The following is a 13993-nucleotide window of genomic DNA, read 5'->3' as shown; positions in this document are numbered from 1 at the left end:
CCGTACACCCCTGGACAGCGCCGATGACGATCGGGCCCCTAACCTCTCCGGAGTGGTCAAGCTCTCCGTCATCGTGCCGTTCCGCAATGTTCGGCCGTACGCCCCCGACACCCTCCGGAGTCTGCGCGCCAACTCGGCGGACTTCGGAAAGGGGGACATCGAATTCATTCTGGTCGACGACTTCTCGACCGACGGCACCTCGGAACTCCTGGAACGCGCGGAAAAGGAAATCCCCGGCTCGGTCGTCGTGCGCCACCGGACGCAGGGCGGCGTGGCCCGCGCCCGCAACACTGGCCTGGACGCGGCGCGCGGACGGTATGTCACCTTCCTCGACGGCGACGACTGGGCCGCCCCCGGCCACTACCGCGAGCTGCTCGCCGCCGCCGAGGCGCTGGGCTGCGACTTCCTCCGCACCGACCATGTGCGCAGCACCGGTCGCCGGCGCACCCTGGCCCGGGCGCCCGAGGGCCGCCGGGGCACGGTGCTGAACCCGCGCGACGCCATTCTCCCCGCGCACCGCACCACCGCCGTCGACTACGCCTACGCCTGGGCCGGCGTCTACCACCGGCGGCTGCTGGACTCCGGCCTGCTGCGCTTCGACGACGGTCTGCACACCGCCGAGGACCGGCCCTGGATCTGGCGGCTGCACCGCGAGGCGGCCTCCTTCGCCGTGGTCGGCCTGACCGGCGTCTTCTACCGGCGCGGGGTGGCGACCTCGCTCACCCGGGTCGGCGACGAGCGGCAGCTCGACTTCCTGCGCGCCTACGACCTGCTGGTGGAGGAGACCTCCCGGGACCGGGAGGCCGCCGCGCTGCTGCCGAAGGCCGTGCGCACCTACTGCGCGGTCATCCACCACCATCTGACCGGCGACCGCTTCGAGCCGCGGCTGCGCCGCACGCTGCGCGCCCGCTGCGCGGCGGCCCTGCGCCGGATGCCCGGCGATCTGGTGTCGCAGGCGCTGGACTCCATGGACACCGAGCGCGCCGCGCCGCTGCGCCGGCTGCGCCGCCGTCCCGTCGCGCCTCTCACCGCGGCCTCCGCCGCGTCGCCCGCCGCGTCCCCGGCGGAGGCCGCCCGATGACCGCGCCCCGCCCGAACACCTCCCCCGTGCGGCTGCTGGTGGCCTCCACCCCGCACGGCGCGGCGCTGCTGGCCGCCGCGGCGGACGCGGGCCTGCTGGGGACGGCCCGCGAGCGGCTGCTGCTGGTCGCGAACACCGCCCCGGTCCCCGAGACCGTCCCCGCCCCGGACGCCCTGCCCGGCTTCCGGCCGCTGCGCGACCGCTTCGGCCGGGTGCTGTCCTGGAACGCCGCCCTCGCCCCGCTCCACCCCGCCGCCTGGGCGCCGCGCCCCGACGACGCACCCCTGTGGGAGAGGCAGCTGCGCTCCCTTTGGGGGCTGGGCGACGCGGCGGTCGAGCTGGTGGTGGAGCGCGTCGAGGCCGGCCCCGGGCAGGCGCTGGCCCGGATCTTCCCCGACGCGCCCCTGACGGTGTACGCCACCGGGCTGTCGGCCTACGGGCCCACCCCCGGCAGGCTGGACCCGCTGGTGGGCACGCGGGTGCGGCGGCTGCTCCACCCCGGCCTGGTGCCCGGTCTGCGGCCGCTGCTGCTGGCGGAGTTCGGCGTCGCGGCCGAGGCGGTGCCCGGCGAGGCGCTGCGGGCCGTCGCCGCCCGGGCGGCGCGGGAGCTGCCGGACCCGGGCGCGCCCGAGGGCGCGGTGGTGCTGCTCGGACAGGACCCGCACGCTCCCGGCGCGCTCCCTCCGGGTGAGGAGGAGCGGGCGTACGAGCGGCTGCTGCGCGGTCTGCGGGAGGCCGGCCACCGCGCGGTGGTCCTCGCGCCCCACCCCGCCGACCCCGCGCACCGGGTGCCGGGGATCGCGCGGCGGGCGGCGGAGCTGGGTCTGGAGCTGTACGAGCCGCAGGGTGCGCAGCCGGTGGAGGCGCTGTACGAGCGGCTGCGCCCGGCGCTGGTGACCGGGTGCTCCTTCGGAGCGCTGCTGGCCGCGAGCACGGTCCACGGCCTGCCCGCCTCCCACGGCGGTACGGCCGCCCCCTCAGCCCGCGCGGGCGCATACGAAGGGGGCGGGCCGGTTCCGGCGGTGATCGCGGACGCGCTGCTGCCGGGCGGGACCGCTCCCGCCGGCACCACCGAACCCGCCGACACCACCGAACCGGCCGAACCGGCCGAACCGGCCGAACTCGCCGGGCTGGTGCGGGCGCTGGCGTTCTGCGCGCAGCCGCGGGTCAACCCGGGGCTGCGCGGCGAGACCGAGCACTTCCTGTCCGCCCATCCCGAGGAGCAGGTCCGGCGCTGGTTCCCGCGCCGTCTGCTGGCCTCCCTCGCCCTGCCCGGCGGGCTCCCCGCCGGGCTGGGGCCGGTCGTCCGCAGCCCGGCCGTACGGCGTGCGGCGCGGCGGGCCCGCGCGCTGGGTCGGAGGGCTCGCCGGTGAGCGGACCGTGCGGAAGGCGTCCTTCCGGGCACCGGCGCGGGGGTTCGTACGGGGGTCCGCGCAGGGGCCCTCACCAGGCCCCGTACGGCCTGCGCGACCCGTGTCGTTCGTCACAGCCGTACGGCCGCCCGGGCCCCGGCGGGCCCATCACCGCAGGGTGGACGGTGTGTTGGGCACGGCTGAGCCACCGGTGCGCGGCCGCGGGGTGATCTGCGTCTCTGTTTAAACGGCGCGGGCCCCCTCATGCTGGAGATCCGCGACGCCCATTCGCGGCGATCACGGACACAGGCACACCAAAGGCGCACCGGCGCCCCGCGCACCGGCGCGCCACGAGGCGAGACGAGGGGACCACCATGGGCCACACGACGGCGGCGACCATCCCGGCACTCCGGCTCCGTACCGGCGGCCCCTCCGAGGAGGACCGCGAGAAGCTGGTCGAGCAGGCGCTCGGCTGGACGCTCACCGTGCTGGTCTCCGTAATCGTCACCGGGCTCGGCCTGCTGTAAGGCGCCCCCGGCGCGCGCACCGCGCACACGGGGACGTCCCCCGGCCGTCGGCGAGGGAGCCCGCGCCCCGTTCACCCGTGTCCCGACCGGCGGGCACCGGAACCGGACGGTCCCATGAAGCAAACGCATCGGCCCCCGCTTTCAAGACGGGGGCCTGAGCGTTGCACCCTACGGGTTACCCGATGGGTACTGTTCTGAGTGTCGAGGTCAGAACGGAGAGTCAGTATGCCTCGTGACAGGAGCATGCACATCGGCGCACGGATCGCCGAACAGCGCAAACTGGCACACCTCACGCAACGCGGTCTAGCCGATCGCGCTCATATCTCCCACAGCCTGCTCACCAAGGTGGAGATCGGGCAACGGCCCGCCTCACCTGCCCTGATAGCCGCGTGCGCTCGCGCCTTGGGCATCGAGGCAAGTGTGTTGGCCGGGCAGCCGTACGCCGATGTTCAGCGCACCGAACGCTTCGACGCGCCGCTGGCCGCGATCCGAGCCAGCATGGAGAACTGGGACCTGCAATTGGGCACCGGCACCCCGCCACGGCCGTTGGATGAGCTGGCCACCGATGTGAAGAACCTCGGTGAGAAGCGGCGCCGGGCGAACTACCTGGCTGTGGCCACCGATGCCCCCGGGCTTATTGACGAGCTGGTAGAAACCTCCGCCGAAAACGAGGGCCGTCAGCAGGAGCGGGCTCACCGGCTGCTGGCATACGTGTACCGGTGTGTGCACGATGTGGCGTATGGACTGGGCCACGTAGACCTCAGCCGCTCGGTGCTGTTCCGCATGCAGTACAGCGCGGAGCGATCAGGCGACCCGTACATGGTCATCCTGACTTCCTACCTGCGCGGGCAATCGTGCTTCAACACCGGTCGGCACGATGTAGGGCTGCGGTTGATGGAGCGCTCCTTGGCGGACGTAGAGGAAGACGCCCGGCGTGGGGAACGGTCAGCGTTGTGCGTCCAGGGCAACTTGCGGCTACGCGCGGCGATGCTGGCTGCCCGCAGCCACGCCGGTCAGGAAGCCCGCGCCCAGTGGGCGGAGGCATGGGAGGTAGCTGGACGGCTGGGAGACGATACGGAGAACTACGTGATGAGCTTCGGACCGTCCAACACGCTGATCCACTCAGTGGCTCTAGAAGTGGAGCTGGGGGAGTTCGGAAAGGCCGTCAAGGCTTCTAGGGGGGTGCACTTGCCGAAGCCGTTCGCCGAGAAGTTCCCGGACCGGGTAGGGCACCACTACATCGACCTGGCTCGGGCTCAGTTGGAGACGGGGCAGCGGCAAGCGGCCTTTGCATCGCTGCAAAAGGCACGCAAGGTAGCTCCTCAGCAGACCCGATTCCATCCGTCGGTGAAGGAGACAGTGGCATCGCTGGTGCGCGCAGAACGGGGCAGCCGTGAAAGCGTCACTGGCTTCGCCCGTTGGATGGGCGTATAGAGGCGGGTTGTCAAGGGGTGGAGGTTGCACAGCTTGTGCAACCTCCACCCCTTCCACATCGGCAGCCTTAGTGACTATCAGCACGCGCTGCATCACGTGGAGCCGAGTATGGAGAGTGCAACACCGCACAACCCGCCGGCTGCCTTGCCGGTTAAGACCCGCAAGCAGACCGCCTTTCCTGCCCCGCTGGTCCGTCCGGGGGTGTGGTGCGAGGCGGTCAGCACCCTCACCGGTCTGCCGGGAACGGCCACGCGCCGGGACGGATACGCCGCCCTCAGCCCGGAGGCGGCGATCCGGTGGATCCGGGCCGGGGCACGCACCGTGGCCTGCGTGCTCGGCCCGCACCAGGCCGAGTACGTGCTGGACCACTGGGTGGACGGACCCGGCTCGGCACGGGCATGCGCCCGGCTGCGCCGGGGCGAACCCTGCTCACTGACCCTCTACCCCGGCATCCAGCACCTGACCTGGCAGGCCCGCCCGGTGCGGTTCCTGCACCTGGCGGAGGTCAACGGCCGCCCCCCGTGCGGCCGTCGGCACCGGCCGCGCCTGCTGCCGGCCGACAGGGCCGACCGTGCCCGCTGACGCGCCCCGGAGGGCCGGCGGGGCGAGGACCGGGCAGCCCGGCCGGCTGGGCGGCGCGTACCGGACCGCCAAGGCCAACCCCGGCGCCCTCTTCATCGTGCTGGCGATTCTCGGCTGCGCCGCCTGGTGGCTGTGGCCGCTCGCCACCTTCGTACTTGGCCGGTAGCAACCGGCCCCTCCCTCGAACCGCCCCGCGGTCGGCAGGCCGACCCCCGTACCACCTGATCGGAAGGCACCACGCCCCGTGAACCCGACCCCGCCCATGGCTCTGGCGCATCCCGCCGCGAACCTGTCGGACCTGATCCTCGGCCCCCTGGAACTGGAATGGCTGCGGCCCACCGGCCGCGTCCCGGACGTGCTGCGCGCCTGGGAGCACGGCGCGCTGGGCGAGGCACCGACCGGACCCGCCTGGGACGTGGTACGCCTGCCCACCGGGACCGCGCACGCGACGGTGCGGCGGCTGCGAGCGGCCCGCGCACCGCTCGGGCCGGTCCTGGCCACCCCGCTGGGCGCGGACTTCCTCCTCGCGCCCGGCTCGGCGGACGGCTGGAGTGCCCCCGGCAGCACGCGCCTGCCCGACCACACGCTGATGCTGCTGCCGCACCCGGACTACACCGAACCGCTCCACCTGGGCGGCCGGTCCTGGATCGTGCGCCCCACCGGCACTCAACTCACCGACGGCCCCAACCTGCGCGACGCCTACACCACCGCCCGCGCCGCAGCGCAGGAGGCCGCCCGATGAGCGCCGGACAGGAGACCGCGCCCCGCCCTCTGCCGAAGCCGGGCGCTCCTCCGTACACCGACTGCTGGTCGGAGGAGGGACTTCTCACCCCCGATGTCATCGCAACCCCGCACGGCATCGCCTTCCCGGACGAAGTCCCCTTGGACCGCGACAGGTGGGGGGTGCTGTGGGTCCGCCGCGCGCTCAGGCGCGGTCAGGGCAAGCCGGTCTACGGCACCGCGCACACGCAGCGGCAGCGGGACGTGATGCGCCGCCTGCGGTGCCATGTCTGCAACGGACCGGCCGACCGCGACGACCGGGGCGTGCTGTGGGTGATCGAGGACCGCCGCGGCGACTGGGAGGACTGGCCGGAAGGCGTTCCGACGGTGCACCCCCCGCTGTGCCTGCGGTGCGCGCCGAGAGCCGTCCGGGAGTGCCACTACCTGGCCCGAACCACGTGGGTGGCGCTGCGGGTCAGCAACCCCGAGATCGTCGGTGTCTACGGCACCGTCTACCAGCTCACCCGAGGCGAACTCGTCCCGGCCGGCAGGGAGACCGTGCGCTATGACGACCTGCCCGCTCTGCGCTGAGTGCTGGCGAGCCAGGCGGTCGCCGCTCTGCACGACTGCACGCTTCTGGAACCTGCCGAACTCACCGACCCCGCGCGAAAGGGATGACCGCCCGTGTGCCGGCACACGCCTCCATGCCCGCCCGCCACCTCCCCCGGCCAGGAGGCCGCCCACCTCATCGCGCACCACCCCGAACAGGGCTGGGCGCTGCGGTCCGACGGCGCGCTGTTGTTCGAGGACACTGGTCTGCTCCTCGCCGACGGCCAGGTCATCCTCCCGCATCGCCCAGCCGGCCCCCTCACGGCCGCCGCATGACCCCTGCCCCCGGCGACGGACGTTCCCACTCCCCTGCGGCCCGCTGCCGGGGGCAGGCAGGACCGCTTCCCCGCCCGGCGGCCTGCCGCCCCTGAGCCGCCGGGCGGGGAAGCACCCGACCCCGAACCCCCTTGCGAGGAAGGCAACCCCATGACCGGCACGCAGAGCACCGACAGCACCAGCCCGAAGGCGTGGCTGCTTCAGGGCCTGGTCGAGCGCAACGCCCGCATCCGCAGCGCGGCCCTGGTCACCTCCGACGGGATGGTCCAGGCCGCCCACGGCCTGGACGCCGACACCGCCGACGTCCTGGCGGCCACCGTCTCCGGCCTGTACTCCCTGGCCAGGGGCGCCGCCGCCCGCATCGACACCGGACCCGACGGACACCCGGGCGGAGTACGGCAGACCATCGTGGAACTGAGGCACACCCTGCTGTTCGTCTGCGCCGCCGGCGACCGCGCCCACCTGGTCGTCCTCGCCGACGACGACACCGACCCGGCCGTGGTCGGCTACGAGATGGCCCAACTGGTCAAGCGGGTCCGCGCCCACCTGGCCGCGCCCGCCCGCACATAGAGCCGCTGCCCTCGGGGCCTGGCCGATCGCACCACCCTCACAGGAGAACGCGGCAGCGTCCTTCTGAGGTGTCCCTTTGCATTCCCGAGCCCTCATTCTCTGGAGGCCAACGATGCATCTCCCGCTCGCCTCGTCCACCACCGACTACACGGCCCTGCACAACTTCGCCGCCTTACGCGGCCAGCTCCGGGTCTCCCTCACACCGCGCTGCAACATCGCCTGCTGGTTCTGCCACAACGAGGGTGATGTCCCTCCGCCTCTGACCCGGGCGGATCGCACCCGGCAGCCGCGGGAACGGAAGCTCGGCGCCGACGACTATCTGACCGTCATCCGCACGCTCGTGGACCGCGGTCTGAAGCGGGTGTACTTCACTGGCGGTGAACCGCTCACCTCGCCTTTCGCCCGTCCCGTGCTGGAGGGTCTGCCCGAGCAGGGCCCCGAGGGCACCTACACCTTGATCACCAACGGCACCCGCGTACGGGCACACCGGTCGTGGCTGGCCGACACACGCCTGGACAAGGTGAAAGTGTCGCTGCACTACTTTTCGGACGAGTCACTGCGGACGATCGCTCACACGTCCATCGGCATCAACGCGGTTCTCGACGGGATCGAGGTGTCGCGCGACATCTTTCCGCGCGTCGAACTCAACTGCCTGCTCCAGAAGGAGAACGCCCACGAGGTAGAGGCAATCTTGGAATTCGCTCTGGAGCGGCGTCTGCCCGTGCAGTTCATCGAGCTGGTCGGCACCGACTTCAACGCGGCCCACGCCGACTCCGCGGTCTCCGCCGACGGCATCATCGCCCACTTGCGGACCCTCACCAGCGACGAGCACACCGAAGTGGTCGGCGTCGGCCAAGGCCGCCGCGTCTTCCGCATCGACGGCGTCGAGGTCGATGTCATCCATCGCGGCCTCGGCCGTCACCACGTCGGCCAGTGCGGCACATGCCTGCGGCGCGACGACTGCGTCGAGGGGTTCTGGGCGCTGCGCCTGGATCACAACGGCGGCATCCAGCCGTGCGTGCTACGCGACGACCTGCGCCTGGACGTGCGCCCGCACCTGGGCGTTCCGGAACGGCTGGCGGACAGCGCAGCCGGTCACGTCGCCGCCTTCACGGAGGGAACCCTGTGACCATCAGTCTTCCAGCCCCTTACCAGCCCGAAGACTGTGGGGGTGCCATCGGCCCGTTCATCGTGCTGGAAGGAGTCTCCGGCATCGGCAAGTCCACCCTCGCCCGGCTCCTGACCGAACGGCTCGCAGCGACCGGGCTGCACACCCTCCCTGTCCCTCACACCGCCTGTCGAAGACCGTGAACGAGGATCTGCGACCGCTGCCCCAGTTCGGGTTCTACCTGTCCGGCCTCCTGCACGCCTCGGACGTGGTGCGCCGAGGCCGCGCGGCCGGTCCCGTCATCGCCGACCGCTACCTGTCCTCCGTGATCGCCTGCCACGCCGCCGTGCACCACGTGGACACCGGCGCCGTGACACGGCTGATCGAGCCGTTCCGCCCTTACCTGGAGCAGCCCAACCGCACCTTCTATCTGCGCTGCTCCGAAGAACAACTCCGTGCCCGGCTGGCGACCAAGCAGGACACCAAACGCGACGACACCGACCTGCTCAATGTGCCCGACCGGCTCGCGCGGCTGCTGGAAAACTTCGAGCGGGTCGCCGCGACCGACCCCTCAGCGGTGTGGGTGGACACCGACGACCAGACCCCGGACGACCTCGCCGACTGGATCACCGCCCAAATGGAGGTCTCTGGTGCTTAACTCCATCGACACCGCCGCCGTCATCCGCGACGGCGGCGCCACCGGCCGCTTCCCCGGCCAGATCCATGAAGGCGTCACCTGGTGGCTGGGCGCCTGCCTGGTCGTGACGCAGCAGGCGCGGCAACTCGTGGTCGCCCACAACGGCCACCCGGCGATCACCGAGTTCGCGCACCGGTTGTGCCGCGGCGCCACCAACGCCCGGCACTACGGCTGCACCGTCCACTACATGGGCCGGCAGACCGAGGAGACGTTCCACGCCGGCCTCGGCGAACTGCCCGACACGCCTGGCGCGTGGCTGTCCGGCACCGACCACGGCGACGCCACCGAGGTACGTGTCCGGTTGTACGCCCGCCAGGGCGCCGTCCTGGACGACGCGGGCGGACTCGCCCAGATCCGGGCTCTGATCGACGCCGACCGCGTCCCCATCCCCGTCAGCGACAGCGCGAAAGGCTCCATTGAACTGTGGCACCACCCGCTCACCCAGGGGGACCGCCCGTGATCAACGCTGCCGAGATCATCGAGTCCGGTGACGGCATCCTGTTCGTCACCCTCGACTCGCTGCGCTACGACGTGGCCCAGGCCGCGCTGGGGGCCGAGATGACGCCCCGCCTGGCCGGCCTGCTTCCGGACGACCACTGGGAGCGGCGCGAAACCCCGGGGACGTTCACGCTGCCCGCCCACATGGCGTTCTTCTCCGGGTTCCTGCCCAAGCTGCCCCAGCCCGTACAACCACCCCGCCTGTGGGAGTGCCGGCCGCCCGCTTTCAAACAGGTGCCGCCCGAGACGTTCCTGTTCGATGCGGCCAACCTTCTCCAAGGGTTGAGGCAGCACGGCTACCGCACCGTGTGCGTCGGCGGCGTCACCTACTTCTCCCGGGAGACACCGCTGGGCTCGGTCCTGCCCGACCTGTTCGACGAGGACCACTGGCGCCCCGAGTTCTGCTCCCCGGAGCCGGACTCCACACGCCACCAGGTCGATCAGGCCCTCGAACTGGCCGAGTTCTACCACGGGCGGCAGCCGTTGTACCTGTTCGTCAACGTCTCCGCCACGCATGTTCCCCACGGCCACTACATCGGCTCCAGCAGCGACACCACCGCCTCCCAGGCCGCCGCCCTCGCCTACGCCGACGCACATCTGGGGCGCCTGCTCGACGGACTCGCCGAGAAGGGCCGATGGCTGGTCATCCTGTGCGCAGACCACGGCGACGCCTACGGGGACGACGGCTTCCACGGCCGAGGCATCGCGCACCGGGCGGTCTTCACCGTGCCGTATGCCGCGTGGATACACCCGTGAGCGATACGCTCACGGGCCATGAGCGAAGCGATGCGCGATGCCTCGGTGGTCGTGGCGCGCGATGAGCAGGGCCTTGTCGCCCTGCTGAGCGCCAACTTCCCCCGCCACGGCGGCGAGTACCTGTTCCTGCCCGGTGGCCGCTTCGAGGAGGGGGAGGATGCCCTGGCGTGCGCGCGCCGCGAGCTGCGGGAGGAAGCCGGTGTCACCGCCGGCCGGTGGAGACCGCTCGGCGCATACGCCATGACACTCGGTTCCACCGCCCGCGTCCATCTGTTCGAAGCCCGCGACCTTGCCCTCGGTCCGCAAGAACTGACCCTCGCCGAAGTCGACTACAAGCTGTCGTGGTGGCCCATGCAGGACGCCCTCGACGCCGCCCGTGAGGGCCGCTTCCTGCTCCCCGCCGGGCCACTCGCCCTTCTCCTGGCCGACCAACCCCAGGGATGAGGACACCCGCTCGGCGGTTCCTCTGTGGCCCGGCCCCTACCGTCACAGGGGCCGGGCCACACTCGCGCGGGCACGGGCTGTAACGGATCACGGGGTGGCCGCGTTCAACAGGGGCCACAGGGCGGTCGGCGTAACGCCAATCCCCGCTTCCTCCCCCTTGCAAAGGCACGGTGACGACCACGACCGCCCCCTCAACCGACCTGGACCGCGACCCGGCGGCCGGGCCGCAGATCCTCCTCCCCCGCCCCGCCGCGCTCTGGCCGGCGAGACGGTGCCGCCGCCGAGAGCCCCGCCCGCCGCTCTCCTCGGCCGGCGCCTGCACTGGTGCCTGGGCGCACGGTTCGCCCCGCCACCCGGCCCGTGTCCTTCACCCGCCCGGAGCAGTTGACAGAACACAAGTCCGCCCTGTGCAAGGAGTCTTGCCGTGATCCCCGTCGCCGATGCCGCCGCCACCGTCCCCGAGCGGTACTACACCCACAACCCCGACCGCGGCCCCACCGACAACCGGTCCAACCCGGTCGTGATCCACCGAGAGCTGACCGCCCTCGGTGTCGCCGAAGGTATGAGCGTGCTGGAGATCGGCACCGGCTCCGGCTATTCCGGCGCGCTGCTGTCCCACCTCGTCGGCGACAGTGGACAGGTCACCAGTCTCGACATCGACGGGTACCTCACCCGGTGGGCGAACCTTCTGCACCACCAGCGCGGCCGCACCAACATCCGCTGCCACACCACCGACGGCACCGCCGGGTACCCCGAGCGCGCCCCGTACGACCGGCTGGTGGCCTGGTGCACCCCGCCGCTGCTGCCCCGGGCGTGGGTGGACCAGCTCGCCGTCGGCTCCGTCATCGTGACCGCCCTGCCGATCGCCGACGTCCCCAAGCTGACCGTCATCGCCAAGCTCACCGTCGGGGTGGGCGGCCCCCGCGTCGAGGAGGTCTTCCACGGCCGCTACATCGAAACCGGCTCCTCCCCGGCCCCCGACTTCGGTGTCCCGCTGCGCTGGGTGGACTGGGAGAACCGCACCCCCGCCCCGTCCTGGATCTCCGTCGCCTGGCGCGAGCAGGACGACTGGCTCCACACCGGCGCCCGCACCGTCCTGGAGCGGCTGCTGAAGGACGCCCACACCGAGCCCTACCGCGGAGAGCCGATCGGCTGGAACAGTTGGTACGCCTACGCCGCTGCCATCGGTGACCCGCACCTGACCATGACCGGTCTCGCCCCGGACGCCTGGGCACTGGGGCATTCCACCGCCACCACGGCCGCCGTCATCCGTGAGGACGGCACGATCCTCGCCGACGCCCCCGACTCCCCGTCCCTGGCCGCGCTCCGAGGCTGGCTCGCCGACTGGGAGAACGCCGGACGCCCCGCCCCCGAGATCTACACCCCCACCCTGGACCGGGACGACCCCGCCGACGGCTGGCGCCTGACCCTGACCCGATAGAAACGGCATACGCATGGATGACGAGACCTGGGAGGCCGTCGGCCGGCTCGTGGAACGGCTGGACGCACACGGCACCGCCTCACCGGAGACGGCCCGGCTACCGGGACTATTGGCAGTGCACCGGGCTTCGGCCCGGTGGTGAAGCGAATCTGAGAGCTGCTCTGACCTCAGCTGTGGGCACGGATCTGCACTGTTCACCTCGGCCCGGGTCAGAGCGGCCGGTTCTGCTGCTCGATGTACTGCTTCACGATGCTGAGCGGCGCGCCGCCGACGGACCCGGCGAAGTACGAGCCGGACCACAGGCGCTGTGCCCGCCAGTAGTGGCGGACGAGGTCGGGGAACTCCTGGCGGAGCCTGCGGGAGGACACGCCTTTGAGGGAGTTCACCAGCCTGGACACGGCAACCTTCGGCGGGAAGTTCACGAGGAGATGGACGTGGTTGTTCTCGCCGTTGAACTCGACCAGCTCGGCCTCGAAGTCCTCGCACACGGCCCGCATGATCTCCTCGCACCGCGTCAAGTGCCGGTCAACGAAGACGGAGTGCCGGTACTTCGTCACGAAAACCAAGTGGACATGCATGCGGAAGACGCAGTGACGACCAGTACGAACGTTCTCATCGATACCCATAAACCAACTGTGTACCATGATCCGCATGCAGCTTCGGTACAGCTTCCGCTTGTACCCGAGCGTCGGTCAGCGCATGGCGTTGGCGAGGGCGTTCGGGTGTGCGCGGGTGGTCTACAACGACGCGCTTCGCGCTCGGGAGACCGCCCGCAGCGAGGGGCTGCCGTTCCCGAAGACCGGCGACCTGTCGAAGGCGCTGATCACCGAGGCGAAGAGCACCCCGGAGCGGGCGTGGCTCGGCGAGGTGTCGGCGGTCGTTCTCCAGCAGTCGCTGCGCGACCTGGAGGCCGCGTACCGGAACTTCTTCGACGGCCTGAAGGGCAAGCGCCCGCGCATGGGCGCGCCCCGGTACAAGTCGAAGAGGGACACCCGGCAGTCGGTCCGGTTCACGGCGAACGCCCGCTGGTCGATCACCCCGGGCGGCAGGCTGCGTCTGCCGAAGATCGGCGACGTCAAGGTGAAGTGGTCCCGCTCCCTGCCGTCGACGCCGTCCACGGTGACCGTGGTCAAGGACGCGGCAGGCCGGTACTTCGCGTCCTTCGTCGTGGAGACCGGCCCGGAGGAAGTCCTGCCCCAGGTCGCGCCCGAGGTGGGCATCGATCTCGGGCTCGGACACTTCGCGGTCCTCTCCGACGGGACGAAGATCGACAGCCCGCGCTTCCTGCGCCGGGCCGAAAAACGCCTGAAGAAGGCGCAGCGCTCCCTCTCCCGCAAGGAGAAGGGCAGCAAGAACCGGGACAAGGCCAGGATCCGCGTCGCACGGGCACACGCCCGTGTCGCGGACGCGCGCCGCGAGTTCCACCACCAGCTCTCCACACAGCTGATCCGCGACAACCAAGCGGTCGCCGTGGAGGACCTGGCGGTGAAGGGACTCGCGCGCACGCGCCTGGCCAAGTCCGTGCACGACGCCGGATGGTCGGCGTTCGTGAGCATGCTGGAGTACAAGGCCGCCCGGTACGGACGTACCTTCGTGAAGATCGGCCGGTTCGAGCCGACCTCCCGGGTGTGCTCCGTGTGCGGCGTCAAGGACGGCCCCAAGCCCCTCCACATCCGAGAGTGGACCTGCCAGGCGTGCGGGGCGGTCCTGGACCGGGACATCAACGCGGCGGTCAACGTCGCCAAGGCCGCCGGACTGGCGGCATCAGCCTGTGGAGCGCAGGTAAGACCGGGACTCGTCCCGGCACCGCGCGGCGAAGCAGGAACCCACTCGACACCGCAGCCACAGGCGGCGCGGTAGGCGGGAATCGCCGTCCTTCAGGGCGGCGAGGATGTCAA

Annotated in this window: 18 protein-coding genes; 17 read left to right on the top strand and 1 reads right to left on the bottom strand. The window is 71.6% G+C overall.

All coding sequences use genetic code 11. The annotated features are described in order from the left end of the window. The first annotated feature begins 52 nt into the window (after positions 1 to 52). From CUT83_RS08230 to CUT83_RS08165, 16 genes are all read left to right on the top strand, one after another. On the top strand, positions 53 to 1081 hold the full coding sequence (locus tag CUT83_RS08230) for a glycosyltransferase family 2 protein (protein ID WP_101255234.1): 1029 nt from the start codon (positions 53 to 55) through the stop codon (positions 1079 to 1081). Beyond that, positions 1078 to 2454 (top strand): hypothetical protein, encoded by a 1377-nt coding sequence (locus tag CUT83_RS08225; RefSeq protein ID WP_101255233.1) that lies wholly within the window; start codon positions 1078 to 1080, stop codon positions 2452 to 2454. Before CUT83_RS08230 ends, CUT83_RS08225 begins: the two co-directional genes overlap by 4 nt. A 353-nt stretch (positions 2455 to 2807) precedes the next feature. Further along, a complete protein-coding gene (locus tag CUT83_RS29660; protein ID WP_107415246.1) occupies positions 2808 to 2960 on the top strand; it encodes an SCO1431 family membrane protein in 153 nt (50 codons plus the stop codon). 243 nt (positions 2961 to 3203) lie between these two features. Continuing rightward, positions 3204 to 4394 carry a helix-turn-helix domain-containing protein gene (locus CUT83_RS08220; protein ID WP_158238980.1) on the top strand — a complete coding sequence of 397 codons (1191 nt, stop codon included), beginning with the start codon at positions 3204 to 3206 and terminating at the stop codon, positions 4392 to 4394. A 108-nt stretch (positions 4395 to 4502) separates the two neighbouring features. Further along, positions 4503 to 4976 carry a hypothetical protein gene (locus CUT83_RS08215; protein ID WP_143688514.1) on the top strand — a complete coding sequence of 158 codons (474 nt, stop codon included), beginning with the start codon at positions 4503 to 4505 and terminating at the stop codon, positions 4974 to 4976. Then, the gene (locus CUT83_RS30050) at positions 4966 to 5142 is read left to right on the top strand and encodes a hypothetical protein (protein ID WP_158238979.1); all 177 of its coding nucleotides are present in this window, start codon (positions 4966 to 4968) and stop codon (positions 5140 to 5142) included. Before CUT83_RS08215 ends, CUT83_RS30050 begins: the two co-directional genes overlap by 11 nt. Before the next feature lie 78 nt (positions 5143 to 5220). Next, positions 5221 to 5718 carry a hypothetical protein gene (locus CUT83_RS08210; RefSeq protein ID WP_143688513.1) on the top strand — a complete coding sequence of 166 codons (498 nt, stop codon included), beginning with the start codon at positions 5221 to 5223 and terminating at the stop codon, positions 5716 to 5718. Then, complete coding sequence (locus tag CUT83_RS08205; protein ID WP_101255229.1) at positions 5715 to 6287, top strand: hypothetical protein; 573 nt, start codon at positions 5715 to 5717, stop codon at positions 6285 to 6287. Before CUT83_RS08210 ends, CUT83_RS08205 begins: the two co-directional genes overlap by 4 nt. Before the next feature lie 93 nt (positions 6288 to 6380). Further along, entirely contained in the window at positions 6381 to 6581 is a 201-nt protein-coding gene (locus tag CUT83_RS08200; protein WP_101255228.1) for a DUF5999 family protein, read from the top strand. A gap of 150 nt (positions 6582 to 6731) precedes the next feature. Continuing rightward, positions 6732 to 7151, top strand: a complete 420-nt coding sequence (locus tag CUT83_RS08195; RefSeq protein WP_101255227.1) for a roadblock/LC7 domain-containing protein — start codon at positions 6732 to 6734, stop codon at positions 7149 to 7151. A gap of 112 nt (positions 7152 to 7263) precedes the next feature. Beyond that, the gene (locus tag CUT83_RS08190; protein ID WP_101255226.1) at positions 7264 to 8280 is read left to right on the top strand and encodes a radical SAM protein; all 1017 of its coding nucleotides are present in this window, start codon (positions 7264 to 7266) and stop codon (positions 8278 to 8280) included. Positions 8281 to 8458: 178 nt separating this feature from the next. Beyond that, complete coding sequence (locus tag CUT83_RS08185; RefSeq protein WP_240958397.1) at positions 8459 to 8917, top strand: thymidylate kinase; 459 nt, start codon at positions 8459 to 8461, stop codon at positions 8915 to 8917. Continuing rightward, positions 8910 to 9416 carry a hypothetical protein gene (locus tag CUT83_RS08180; protein WP_101255225.1) on the top strand — a complete coding sequence of 169 codons (507 nt, stop codon included), beginning with the start codon at positions 8910 to 8912 and terminating at the stop codon, positions 9414 to 9416. Before CUT83_RS08185 ends, CUT83_RS08180 begins: the two co-directional genes overlap by 8 nt. Continuing rightward, the gene (locus tag CUT83_RS08175; protein ID WP_101255224.1) at positions 9413 to 10210 is read left to right on the top strand and encodes an STM4013/SEN3800 family hydrolase; all 798 of its coding nucleotides are present in this window, start codon (positions 9413 to 9415) and stop codon (positions 10208 to 10210) included. The genes CUT83_RS08180 and CUT83_RS08175 overlap by 4 nt, the downstream gene beginning before the upstream one ends. Positions 10211 to 10228: 18 nt before the next feature. Next, positions 10229 to 10654 carry an NUDIX hydrolase gene (locus tag CUT83_RS08170; RefSeq protein ID WP_101255223.1) on the top strand — a complete coding sequence of 142 codons (426 nt, stop codon included), beginning with the start codon at positions 10229 to 10231 and terminating at the stop codon, positions 10652 to 10654. Positions 10655 to 11078: 424 nt separating this feature from the next. Continuing rightward, positions 11079 to 12095 carry a protein-L-isoaspartate O-methyltransferase family protein gene (locus tag CUT83_RS08165; protein WP_101255222.1) on the top strand — a complete coding sequence of 339 codons (1017 nt, stop codon included), beginning with the start codon at positions 11079 to 11081 and terminating at the stop codon, positions 12093 to 12095. Positions 12096 to 12304: 209 nt separating this feature from the next. Here the strand turns inward: CUT83_RS08165 and tnpA are convergent, their stop codons facing one another. Beyond that, the gene (gene tnpA, locus CUT83_RS08160; protein ID WP_093850225.1) at positions 12305 to 12721 is read right to left on the bottom strand and encodes an IS200/IS605 family transposase; all 417 of its coding nucleotides are present in this window, start codon (positions 12719 to 12721) and stop codon (positions 12305 to 12307) included. 25 nt (positions 12722 to 12746) lie between these two features. Here tnpA and CUT83_RS08155 point away from each other — a divergent pair, with 25 nt between their 5' ends. Further along, complete coding sequence (locus CUT83_RS08155; protein ID WP_101255106.1) at positions 12747 to 13955, top strand: RNA-guided endonuclease InsQ/TnpB family protein; 1209 nt, start codon at positions 12747 to 12749, stop codon at positions 13953 to 13955. The last annotated feature ends 38 nt before the right edge of the window (positions 13956 to 13993 follow it).

The sequence above is a fragment of the Streptomyces barkulensis genome (assembly GCF_002843305.1).
GTDB lineage: Bacteria > Actinomycetota > Actinomycetes > Streptomycetales > Streptomycetaceae > Streptomyces > Streptomyces barkulensis.
The sequence above is the reverse complement of the archived record's forward strand: the minus strand, read 5'-3'. Positions and strand labels throughout refer to the sequence as shown.

Bases quoted from the DNA above. Each gene is read 5' to 3' on its own strand.
- CUT83_RS08220 (WP_158238980.1), top strand. From the start codon at position 3,204: ATGCACATCGGCGCACGGATCGCCGAACAGCGCAAACTGGCACACCTC.
- CUT83_RS08225 (WP_101255233.1), top strand. From the start codon at position 1,078: ATGACCGCGCCCCGCCCGAACACCTCCCCCGTGCGGCTGCTGGTGGCC.
- CUT83_RS08190 (WP_101255226.1), top strand. From the start codon at position 7,264: ATGCATCTCCCGCTCGCCTCGTCCACCACCGACTACACGGCCCTGCAC.
- CUT83_RS08215 (WP_143688514.1), top strand. From the start codon at position 4,503: ATGGAGAGTGCAACACCGCACAACCCGCCGGCTGCCTTGCCGGTTAAG.
- CUT83_RS08155 (WP_101255106.1), top strand. From the start codon at position 12,747: ATGCAGCTTCGGTACAGCTTCCGCTTGTACCCGAGCGTCGGTCAGCGC.
- CUT83_RS08205 (WP_101255229.1), top strand. From the start codon at position 5,715: ATGAGCGCCGGACAGGAGACCGCGCCCCGCCCTCTGCCGAAGCCGGGC.
- CUT83_RS29660 (WP_107415246.1), top strand. From the start codon at position 2,808: ATGGGCCACACGACGGCGGCGACCATCCCGGCACTCCGGCTCCGTACC.
- CUT83_RS08195 (WP_101255227.1), top strand. From the start codon at position 6,732: ATGACCGGCACGCAGAGCACCGACAGCACCAGCCCGAAGGCGTGGCTG.
- tnpA (WP_093850225.1), bottom strand. From the start codon at position 12,721: ATGGGTATCGATGAGAACGTTCGTACTGGTCGTCACTGCGTCTTCCGC.
- CUT83_RS08170 (WP_101255223.1), top strand. From the start codon at position 10,229: ATGAGCGAAGCGATGCGCGATGCCTCGGTGGTCGTGGCGCGCGATGAG.